Here is a 9953-nt window from a genome sequence, read left to right on the forward strand (position 1 = left end):
GAAGACCGCAGTGATGCCATCGCCAGCAAGCCGGCTCCTACAGTCGGCGCAATTCTAGGGGTGGGCCTTGTTGGCGATAAGCCGGGATTCTTGTGAATCTTTGTTACCGTTAACGAGATAATCCCTTGGTCGGGGTCTCAGTCTCTGAAACTTCGTGTCACAATTTGCCATCCGCCAAGAGAGCACCCCATGGACACTTTGCAAAACATGCGCGCCTTCAGTTACGTGGCCGAGGCCGGCAGCTTCACCGCCGCCGCCGTACAACTGGACACCACCACGGCCAACGTCTCGCGCGCGGTCTCCAACCTGGAGGCCCACCTGCAAACCCGCCTGCTCAACCGCACCACCCGGCGCATTGCCTTGACCGAAGCGGGCAAGCGCTATCTGTTGCGCTGCGAGCAGATCCTGGCCTATGTCGAAGAAGCCGAAGCCGAGGCCAGCGACGCCCACGCGCGCCCGGCCGGGCAACTCAAGGTGCACACCATGACCGGCATCGGTCAGCACTTCGTCATCGACGCCATCGCTCGCTACCGCAAGACCCACCCCGACGTGACCTTCGACCTGACCATGGCCAACCGTGTGCCGGACTTGCTCGACGAGGGCTACGACGTGTCCATCGTGCTCGCCAGCGAACTGCCCGACTCGGGCTTCGTCTCCCAACGTTTGGGCATCACCTACAGCATCGTTTGCGCATCGCCCGCCTATGTAAAAGCCAACGGCTGCGCGCAGAAGCCCAGCGACTTGCTCAATCACATGTGCTTGCGCCTGGTGAGCCCGGTGATCCCGCTGGAAAAGTGGGCTTTCGATGGCCCCGAAGGCCAGGAAATGGTCACCATCAACAGCTCACCGTTCTTGGTGAACTCCGCTGACGCGATGAAGACAGCGATCACCAGCGGCATGGGGGTTGGGGTGTTGCCGGTGTATGCGGCGATTGAAGGGCTGCGCAACGGTACGCTGGTGCGGGTGATGCCAAAGTACCGCTCGCAGGAATTGAATCTGTATGCGATTTACCCGTCGCGGCAGTATCTGGACGCGAAGATCAAGACCTGGGTCGAATACTTGCGTGGATCGTTGCCGGAGATTCTGGCGGCGCATCAGGCGGAATTGGCGGCGTATGAATTGAGCGGCAGCTTGGGCGGGGCTCGGCTGGCGAACTGATTTCACGGTCCTACAGACGCGGTGATTTTGGGGGATGTTTCCGACGAGTTCTGTCGGTTGTTGGGTCGGAAGCGAAGTGGGTAGGCTTTGTGGGTCGCTGCAAAATCAGCGATCAGGTCTGGAAAACCTGGCGAACACTGACCACACCCCATGGCATACTGCGACGCTTTTTACTGCACGCAATCCTTGTTATGGCGGCTGTGCGCGGGAGACCTTCGGGTCTGCCGGGTTTTGGTGGGTGTTCCGGTTTTTCCAGTCCGCGCACAGCTGCCACCCTTTCGTCTGGAAAACGAAAGATGGCAGTTCCACTTCATCTGCCAATGAGTAACTTCCGCATGATTAAAGAAACACCGAACCCTCCGGAAACCGACGACGTTTCCCCCTACGAATCTCTCGATTCGAAAAAACTCAACGAAGCCGCCGAACGAGCGCTCGATCACTACCTCAAGCCCACTCCGAAAAAACCAGAAGGCCGCAAGCCAAGCAGGATGTTTCAGGTCGCGCCGGACATGGACAACGAGAGCCTGCTGGCCCATGTCTGCGAATCCCTGGCCTCGGCCAGCGTCATGACCAGCGACATTGCCGCCTATGTCGACGCCCCGCAGCGGCACACGATCCTGGCGATCCAGCAAGTCATCATGCTGGCCGAACTGGCGGTGAACCGGGTGCTGGATAACGTCGACGTACCGAAGCCCGCGCCACACAGCTGACCCCCTGTAGGAGCGAGGCTTGCCCGCGAAGGCTTTCCAGCATTCAACATTTACGCCGCCTGACACACCGCTTTCGCGAGCAAGCTCTGCTCCTACAGTTGAACGGGTTCATCTATGGGTGATTGGCCGGCAGTCAGGCGGCCTTCGCGGGCAAGTCGGATCGCCGCACCGCTCGCTCCCACAATTTTGGATGGCGTACACCCGGGCAATCCGAGCACTCGCATAATGTCCGCGAAGAATGTTAGCTTGCTTGGCAATCTCCACGCCCGACGAGCCCCTCTCCAATGAAAAAAACCGTCCTCGCCTTCAGCCGCATCACTCCGCCCATGATCGAACGCCTGCAACAGGATTTCGATGTGATCGTGCCGAACCCGAAAAACGGCGACATCGCCGCCCAGTTCAACGAAGCCCTGYCCCACGCCCATGGCCTGATCGGCGTTGGTCGCAAACTCGGCCGGGCGCAACTGGAGAACGCCAGCAAACTGGAAGTGGTGTCCAGCGTCTCCGTCGGCTACGACAACTATGACCTCGCCTACTTCAACGAACGCGGGATCATGCTCACCAACACCCCCGACGTGCTCACCGAAAGCACCGCCGACCTGGCCTTCGCCCTGCTCATGAGCAGTGCCCGCCGCGTCGCCGAGCTGGACGCCTGGACCAAGGCAGGCCAATGGCAAGCCACCGTCGGTGCACCGTTGTTCGGCAGCGATGTGCATGGCAAAACCTTAGGCATCGTCGGCATGGGCAACATCGGCGCGGCCATCGCCCGTCGTGGTCGACTGGGCTTCAACATGCCGGTTATCTACAGCGGCAACAGCCGCAAGACCGCACTGGAACAGGAACTCGGCGCACAGTTCCGTAGCCTGGATCAACTGCTGGCCGAAGCCGATTTCGTCTGCCTGGTGGTGCCGCTTAGCGAAAAAACCAGGCACCTGATCAGCCACCGCGAACTGGCGTTGATGAAACCGAGCGCCATTCTGGTGAACATCGCCCGTGGCCCGGTGGTAGACGAGCCGGCGCTGGTCGAAGCGCTGCAAAACAACCGGATTCGTGGCGCCGGGCTGGACGTCTACGAGAAAGAACCACTGGCTGAATCACCGCTGTTCCAACTGAAAAACGCCGTGACCCTGCCGCATATCGGCTCGGCCACGCACGAAACCCGCGAAGCCATGGCCAACCGTGCGTTGGCTAACTTGCGCAGTGCCTTGTTGGGTGAAAGACCGCAGGATCTGGTGAACCCACAAGTGTGGAAAGGCTGATCAAAAAGGGCGGGTGTTTTAAACACCTGCCCGTTCTCGGCATATTGTCGACTTCATATTGCCGTTGCTGATTTATATCGCTATCAGAATCGAGCGCTGAGTTGTTCAGCGCTCGGTCAAAGCATCAGGCCAATTTGCCGCTTCCCTGCACCATCGGTGCCTTGGGCTTACGAAACACCAGTACATTGCCCAACATCACCAGCACCAACCCCACCAATGCCGGCGCCGTCCATTGATAGCCCTCGGCAAACGCCGACACATTCAGCGCCACCACCGGGAATAACACGGTGCAATACGCCGCCCGCTCCGGCCCCATGCGCCCGACCAGCGTCAGGTAGGCGGTGAAGCCGATCACCGAGCCCGGAATCACCAGGTACAGCAACGAGCCGATGTAACGGGCGTTCCATTCCATGTCGAACGGGATACCTTTGACCAGGCACCACACCGACAACATCGCTGCGCCATAAGCCATGCCCCAGGCATTGGTGGTCAGGGGTTTCAGGCCGGCCCTCTGCTGCAGACTCGACAGCATGTTGCCCGCCGAGAAGCACAAGGTTCCGAGCAACGCCAGGGCCAACCCGAGCAAGGTTTCCGGGCTGGCGGTATGACCGGCCAGCTCCGGCCAGAACAACAGACCAAGACCGAGCAAGCCCAACGCGCCGCCCATCAACACGTTGCGGGCGATTTTCTGGCCGAAGAACACCCGCGCATTGAAGGCATTCCACAACGTGGCGGTGGRAAACACCACGGCGACCAGACCGCTGGGGATCCACTGGCTGGCGGTGAGGAAGCACATGAAATTGATACAGAACAGGCACAGCCCCTGCGCCAGGCAAATCAGATGCCCGCGACGGTTCATCACTTGCAGGCGCCGGCTAAGCAACAACATCACGAACAGCACCAGCGCGGCGAGGCCGAAGCGATAGACGATCGACACCGGAATCGCCACCACGCCCAATTGCCATTTCAAGGCAATCCAGGTGGTGCCCCAGATCAATACGGTCAGCAGGTATAGCGAGAGGTTCATGGTGAAGACTCCTGAATAGGCCTTCAGTGTCCGGCGCGCCCCCCTTTTTCACTTGCATAAACTTGCGCTTTTGTCGGCCCGCAGGCTGGCAGGCCAGCGTCTACGGAGTAGGATGCAAGGCGTTGGAGAGAACCGATCATGGCCGCACTGGAAACGTTGCAAGTCTTTCAAGCCCTCAACCGCTCGCCCAATGCTCGCCTGGAGCACAGCGCCGAGCTCGGTGACGGCATGGCTGCGGCTTTGTGGAGCAACCACCATGACGCCCAGGACTACGAAGCGCCGAGCCATCACACTTTGTCGTGCTACATCGCCGGCGGCACCGGCACCTTTCGCCGCGACCAGCCCGGCACCAAGGGCGGCCCGGACAAGCTGTGCATTCTGCCGGCCGACCATCAGTCAGGCTGGGTGATCAACGGCGACATTCGCCTGGCCCACCTGTATTTCAGCCCCGAACAATTTGCCCTTGGTTGCGTCACGTTGCTGGATCGCGAGCCACGGGAATTGCAGTTGCGCGAGCGCACGTTCCTCGAAGACCCGCAGCAAGTACGGCACTTTCGGCAGTTGATCAGCCTCAACTGGGACGAACCCGGCGAACGCCTGCTCACCAGCAGCCTGGCCCACGAGATGCTCAGCCACGCCTTGCTCAGCCAGGTTGGTGTGCGTCAGGGCCTGCGCCTCAAGGGTGGATTGGCGGCGCATCAGCGGCGGCAACTGGTGGAGTTCATCGACAGTCAGTTGGCGGAGGCGATCAGCCTTGGGCAATTGGCGAGCTTGTGCGCGCTGTCGGAATATCACTTTGCGCGGATGTTTCGTGTGAGCTTCGGCTTGCCGCCGCATCAGTATGTGTTGGCGCGGCGTCTGAGGCGCGCGCGGGAGTTGTTGCGCGCATCGTCGCAGCCGTTGGGGGAGATTGCGCTGGCGTGCGGGTTTGCCAGTGCGAGCCATTTCACCAACCGGTTTCGACAGGCGTTGGGTGGGACGCCTGGGGAGTATCGGCAGGCGTTTTTACGCTAGAACAAAGAGTAAAAGATCACAGCCTTCGGCAGCTCTCACGCCAGAAACAAAACGGGCCTGCAATCGCAGGCCCGTTTTAATCAGGAAGGTAAAAGGTGAATCAGGCCTCAGCCATTGAGCGCAGCCTGTTCGTTCTCGAGAAACTCATCCTCAAGCAGCGCATCGGCATGAGCGCCCCTATCGAACGGCACCACAGCGGCGCGTGGTTTGCCGCGTAATTTGCCAAACATATGCTCCAGCGCATGTTCAAGTTTTTCGGCTGCCCCGTCGATCGCCAGTTCCAGGGAGTCAGCTTTATGGGTAACGGAAATTGGTTGGTGGCCTTTTGGCCGCGCTTCCAGCTGGCAGCGCATGTCATGGGGACCAGGCTTGTCGCCGTTCTCGTCCCGCAGATGGACCTCGACGCGGGTCAGGTCCTCTTCATAACGTTCGAGCGTGCTCTCAATGGTAGTACGTACCCACTCCTCCAGTCGTTTACTGCTTTGAATATGGTTATCGCTATTGACTTGGATTTGCATAGTTCTTCCCTTATTTCAGCTAGCTCGCAAGAGGCGCATCGGCTGGCCCTTGGGCGTCATCACCGCAACCTCTTGGTTACACAATCGGTGTGTGCGCGGAACATTTCAACCCCTAAAAAAAGATAAATATTCATACGCAAAAAAAGCCGGACAACGAGCAAAAGCGCTGTTAATGTCGGGAGTTGGGTCGGCCCTGTCTTCAGTCACAAATGGTCACATCTGCCGCGCCCCCCAGCGGATGCAGGTCACGAAAAATCCCCGCCTCTTCCACCAGCCAGTCATGCACCGCGCGCACGCCCGGATGGCTCAGCGCACCCGGCGCGTAGAGCAGCACGTAGCGCTTGTGATTAGGCACCGCCAGGCCAAACGGCACGATCAGCGTGCCCCGTTCCAGCTCATCGTTAAGCAGCGTTCGCCGCGCAATCGCCACGCCCATCCCAGCAATCGCCGCTTCGATGGTCAGGTGATTGCGGTTGAAGGTGTGCCCGCGCCGCACGTCCGCGCCTTCGAAACCGATGGCATTGAGGTAAAACTCCCATTCCGCGTATTCGTAACTGCCGCGCCAGGCGGTGATGTCGTGCAACAACGGAAAGTGCATCAAGTCTGCCGGGCCGTGCAGCGGCGGACGCCCTCGCAACAGGCTCGGGGCGCACACCGGAAATATCTGCTCGTCGAGCAAGGCTGTGGATAACAATCCGGGATAGCYGCCGTCATTCAGATCGATCGCCAGATCGAAATCTCCCTCGTGCAACGGCACGCTGCTGTCCTCCGCCACCAGGCGCAATTGAATGTCCGGAAAACGCTGCTGCAAACGCGGCAAACGCGGGGTCAGCCATTTGCTCAGGAACGAGGGAATCGAACGCACCCGCAAAATCCCGCTGATCATTCCCGCATCCAGTCGTCGCAATTCTGCGTCGATGCTGCCGTAAGCCTCGTTGACCGTAATGGCCAGGCGCTGGCCTTGCGCACTCAATTCCACGCCACGAGCGCGACGGTGGAACAGGCGAAAACCCAGCCGCTCTTCCAGTTGCCGAATTTGCTGACTGACCGCACCCGGCGTGATGTGCAGTTCTTCGGCACAACGGGTAAACGACAGGTGCCGCGCGGCACAGGAAAACACGTGCAGCCAGACATAARTCTGGGCGTGCAATTGACGACTCATCGTTTAGTCCTGCTAAAGGCTGTCTTAGGAAGTTTCATTGGTCACGTAGGACCGAGGTAGGCRGTATCGCCGACATTGCGCTTGGCCTACAAAAATGGCGGCGATTTCTCTTCCATTGCTTGTATAGGCTTTAGCATGGCTATCAGTGTTTTCGATCTCTTCAAAGTCGGCATCGGTCCGTCCAGTTCCCACACCGTCGGCCCGATGCGCGCTGCAGCGACCTTTGCCCAAGCACTGATTGACCAGCATTTACTGGCCGCCGTCCGTCGGGTCGAAATCCGGCTTTACGGTTCGCTTTCAGCCACCGGCGTCGGCCATGCCACCGACCGCGCCTGTGTCATGGGCCTGATGGGCGAATGGCCGGATAGCATCGACCCGACCACCATCGATTCGCGCATCCTGCACCTGCGGGAAACCGGCAAGCTGTCCCTGGCCGGCAAAGCGACCATCGCCTTCAACTGGCAGCACGATCTCCTGCTGCTCGACGAGAGCCTGCCCTACCACCCTAACGCCATGTCCCTGACAGCCTTCGGCGAAACCGGTGAGCTGTTCGAGCAGACGTACTACTCGGTGGGCGGCGGTTTCATCATCGACGCGGCCGAAGCCGAGTCCGGCATTGCGCCGGCCAGCGACGTTGTGCTGCCGTACGATTTCTCCAGCGCCGCCGAATTGCTCAAGCTCTGCAAACAGCACGGTCTACGGGTGTCCGAATTGATGATGGCCAATGAATTGGCCTGGCGCAGCGAAGCCGAAGTCCGTCAGGGCCTGTTGCACATCTGGTCGGTAATGCGCGAGTGCGTCGAGCAAGGCTTGCGTCACGAAGGCATCCTTCCCGGCGGTCTGAATGTTCCCCGCCGCGCCGCGAAATTGCATCGCAGCCTGTTGGAAATCGGCAAACCGAACGTCATCAGCTCCACCCTGTCGGCCATGGAGTGGGTGAACCTGTTCGCCCTCGCCGTGAACGAAGAAAACGCCGCGGGCGGACGGATGGTCACCGCGCCTACAAACGGGGCGGCGGGGATCATTCCGGCCGTGCTGCACTACTACATGAAATTCAACCCGGACGCATCGGACGATGACGTCGTGGCGTTCTTTTTGGGCGCGGCTGCCGTAGGCATTCTTTGTAAGAAAAACGCCTCGATTTCTGGCGCCGAAGTCGGCTGCCAAGGCGAGGTCGGCTCCGCCTGTGCCATGGCCGCCGCCGGTTTGGCCGACGTGCTCGGCGCCACCCCGGAACAACTGGAAAACGCCGCTGAAATCGGCCTGGAACACAACCTCGGCCTGACCTGCGATCCGGTCGGCGGTCTGGTGCAAGTGCCGTGCATCGAGCGCAACGCGATTGCCGCGGTGAAGGCGATCAACGCCACGCAAATGGCCCTGCGCGGTGACGGCAAACACTTCATTTCCCTGGACCGGGTGATCCGCACCATGCGCGATACCGGCGCCGATATGCACGACAAATACAAAGAAACTTCACGGGGCGGCCTGGCGGTTAGCTGGGTGGAGTGCTGAGGAGCATTTCCTGACCGTTCGCAACACGTGAGCCCGAGTAATAATAATAACGAGGCGAAAACGATGACCGATGTACGTACACCTGCTGCCGATAATCCCGCTGTAGACCTCACACGCAATAACGAAATAACCCACAAAGGCTGGAGTAAACACGACACCACCTGGATGCTTGGCCTCTATGGCACAGCGATTGGCGCCGGCACGCTGTTTTTGCCGATCAACGCCGGCGTGGGTGGTTTCTGGCCGCTGCTGATCCTGGCAGTGCTGGCGTTTCCGATGACATTCTTTGCACACCGCGGTCTGACTCGTTTCGTGTTGTCCGGCCGTTCCGGGGACATCACTGAAGTGGTGGAAGAACACTTCGGCATCGGTGCCGGCAAGCTGATCACGTTGCTGTATTTCTTCGCGATTTTCCCGATTCTGCTGGTGTACAGCGTAGCGCTGACCAATACCCTGAGCAGCCTCATGGAGCACCAGTTGCACATGACGCCACCGCCTCGGGCGATCCTGTCACTGGGGTTGATTCTCGGCCTGATGGCCATCGTCCGTTGTGGTCAGGGCGTCATCGTCAAGTGCATGAGTGTGCTGGTTTACCCGTTCGTCGCGGCATTGCTGCTACTGGGCATCAGCCTGATCCCGAACTGGAACGGCGCGTTCTTCGCCACCGCCAGTGAAGGCATGCCGCTGCCGCTGTTCTTCAAGACCTTGTGGCTGGCGATCCCGGTGATGGTGTTCTCGTTCAACCATTCGCCGATCATTTCCGCTTTCGCCGTCGATCAGAAGCAGCGTTACGGCAAGCAAGCCGAACGCAAAAGCAGCGGCATTCTGGCGATTGCTCACGCCATGATGGTCGTCACGGTGATGTTCTTTTGCTTCAGCTGCGTGCTGGCGTTGTCCCCGGCTGATTTGGCCGCGGCAAAGGCGCAGAACATTTCGATCCTGTCGTACCTGGCCAACCACTTCCAGACGCCGGTCATCGCTTACGCCGCGCCGCTGATTGCACTAGTGGCAATCACCAAATCCTTCCTGGGCCATTACATCGGCGCCAGCGAAGGCTTTCAGGGCCTGATCGTGAAAAGCCTGCGTGGCCGTGGTCGAGTCGTCTCCGCCGGCTGGCTGAACCGCCTCACTGCGCTGTTCATGATCCTCAGTTGCTGGGCCGTGGCGACCTTCAACCCGAGCATCCTGGGCATGATCGAAACCCTCGGCGGGCCGATCATCGCCTGCCTGTTGTTCCTGATGCCGATGTACGCCATCCGCCGCGTGCCGGCCTTGCGCCAGTACTCGGGCCAGGCCTCGAACGTGTTCGTGGTGTTGGTCGGTCTGATTGCACTGTCTGCGATCATCTATTCATTTATGCCCTGAAACGGGCAGGCAAAAAGAAGGCGGGCCAGAGTGCCCGCCGTTTTTTTGCCGTAAACATTGTCCGACAGTTTTTCCGGCATGCCCCTTGCTATCTCCCTTGTGCGGCACGGAAGAAAGYGCATGAACATGGAAGGCCGGTGGTCTGGTATTGCGAACTAATCCCGATCACAGCCGTCAACAACTGCACGTTCAATCAGGCGGTGACGCATTATGGACAACCCTTTTCAG

At 59.6% G+C, this 9953-nt stretch carries 9 protein-coding genes; 6 read left to right on the plus strand and 3 right to left on the minus strand.

What is annotated here, in order from left to right; genetic code table 11:
• Positions 1–189 precede the first annotated feature (189 nt).
• The 3 genes from AC1DLB_RS10925 to AC1DLB_RS10935 all read left to right on the plus strand — a co-directional run bounded on the left by AC1DLB_RS10925 (position 190) and on the right by AC1DLB_RS10935 (position 3127).
• Positions 190–1158, plus strand: a complete 969-nt coding sequence (locus AC1DLB_RS10925; protein WP_018927142.1) for a LysR family transcriptional regulator — start codon at positions 190–192, stop codon at positions 1156–1158.
• Between the two features lie 335 nt (positions 1159–1493).
• Positions 1494–1868, plus strand: a complete 375-nt coding sequence (locus AC1DLB_RS10930; RefSeq protein WP_258614504.1) for a DUF6124 family protein — start codon at positions 1494–1496, stop codon at positions 1866–1868.
• A gap of 284 nt (positions 1869–2152) precedes the next feature.
• On the plus strand, positions 2153–3127 hold the full coding sequence (locus AC1DLB_RS10935) for a 2-hydroxyacid dehydrogenase (RefSeq protein WP_477784992.1): 975 nt from the start codon (positions 2153–2155) through the stop codon (positions 3125–3127).
• A 124-nt stretch (positions 3128–3251) separates the two neighbouring features.
• Here AC1DLB_RS10935 and AC1DLB_RS10940 read toward each other — a convergent pair whose 3' ends face one another.
• Positions 3252–4154, minus strand: a complete 903-nt coding sequence (locus AC1DLB_RS10940; RefSeq protein ID WP_477784993.1) for a DMT family transporter — start codon at positions 4152–4154, stop codon at positions 3252–3254.
• Between the two features lie 138 nt (positions 4155–4292).
• Between AC1DLB_RS10940 and AC1DLB_RS10945 the strand changes: the two genes are divergently transcribed.
• Positions 4293–5168, plus strand: a complete 876-nt coding sequence (locus tag AC1DLB_RS10945; RefSeq protein WP_477743253.1) for a helix-turn-helix transcriptional regulator — start codon at positions 4293–4295, stop codon at positions 5166–5168.
• A gap of 107 nt (positions 5169–5275) precedes the next feature.
• Here AC1DLB_RS10945 and AC1DLB_RS10950 read toward each other — a convergent pair whose 3' ends face one another.
• Positions 5276–5686, minus strand: coding sequence for an HPF/RaiA family ribosome-associated protein (locus tag AC1DLB_RS10950; protein WP_064620217.1), 411 nt, complete (start codon positions 5684–5686; stop codon positions 5276–5278).
• A gap of 199 nt (positions 5687–5885) precedes the next feature.
• Positions 5886–6848, minus strand: a complete 963-nt coding sequence (locus tag AC1DLB_RS10955) for a LysR substrate-binding domain-containing protein (RefSeq protein WP_477784994.1) — start codon at positions 6846–6848, stop codon at positions 5886–5888.
• 135 nt (positions 6849–6983) lie between these two features.
• On the opposite strand from AC1DLB_RS10955, the gene AC1DLB_RS10960 reads away from it, so the two are divergent.
• Both AC1DLB_RS10960 and AC1DLB_RS10965 read left to right on the plus strand, forming a co-directional pair.
• Entirely contained in the window at positions 6984–8360 is a 1377-nt protein-coding gene (locus AC1DLB_RS10960) for an L-serine ammonia-lyase (RefSeq protein WP_477743252.1), read from the plus strand.
• A 63-nt stretch (positions 8361–8423) separates the two neighbouring features.
• The gene (locus AC1DLB_RS10965; RefSeq protein WP_086944720.1) at positions 8424–9725 is read left to right on the plus strand and encodes a serine/threonine transporter; all 1302 of its coding nucleotides are present in this window, start codon (positions 8424–8426) and stop codon (positions 9723–9725) included.
• The last annotated feature ends 228 nt before the right edge of the window (positions 9726–9953 follow it).

This window comes from Pseudomonas sp. 05N434 (assembly GCF_056396965.1).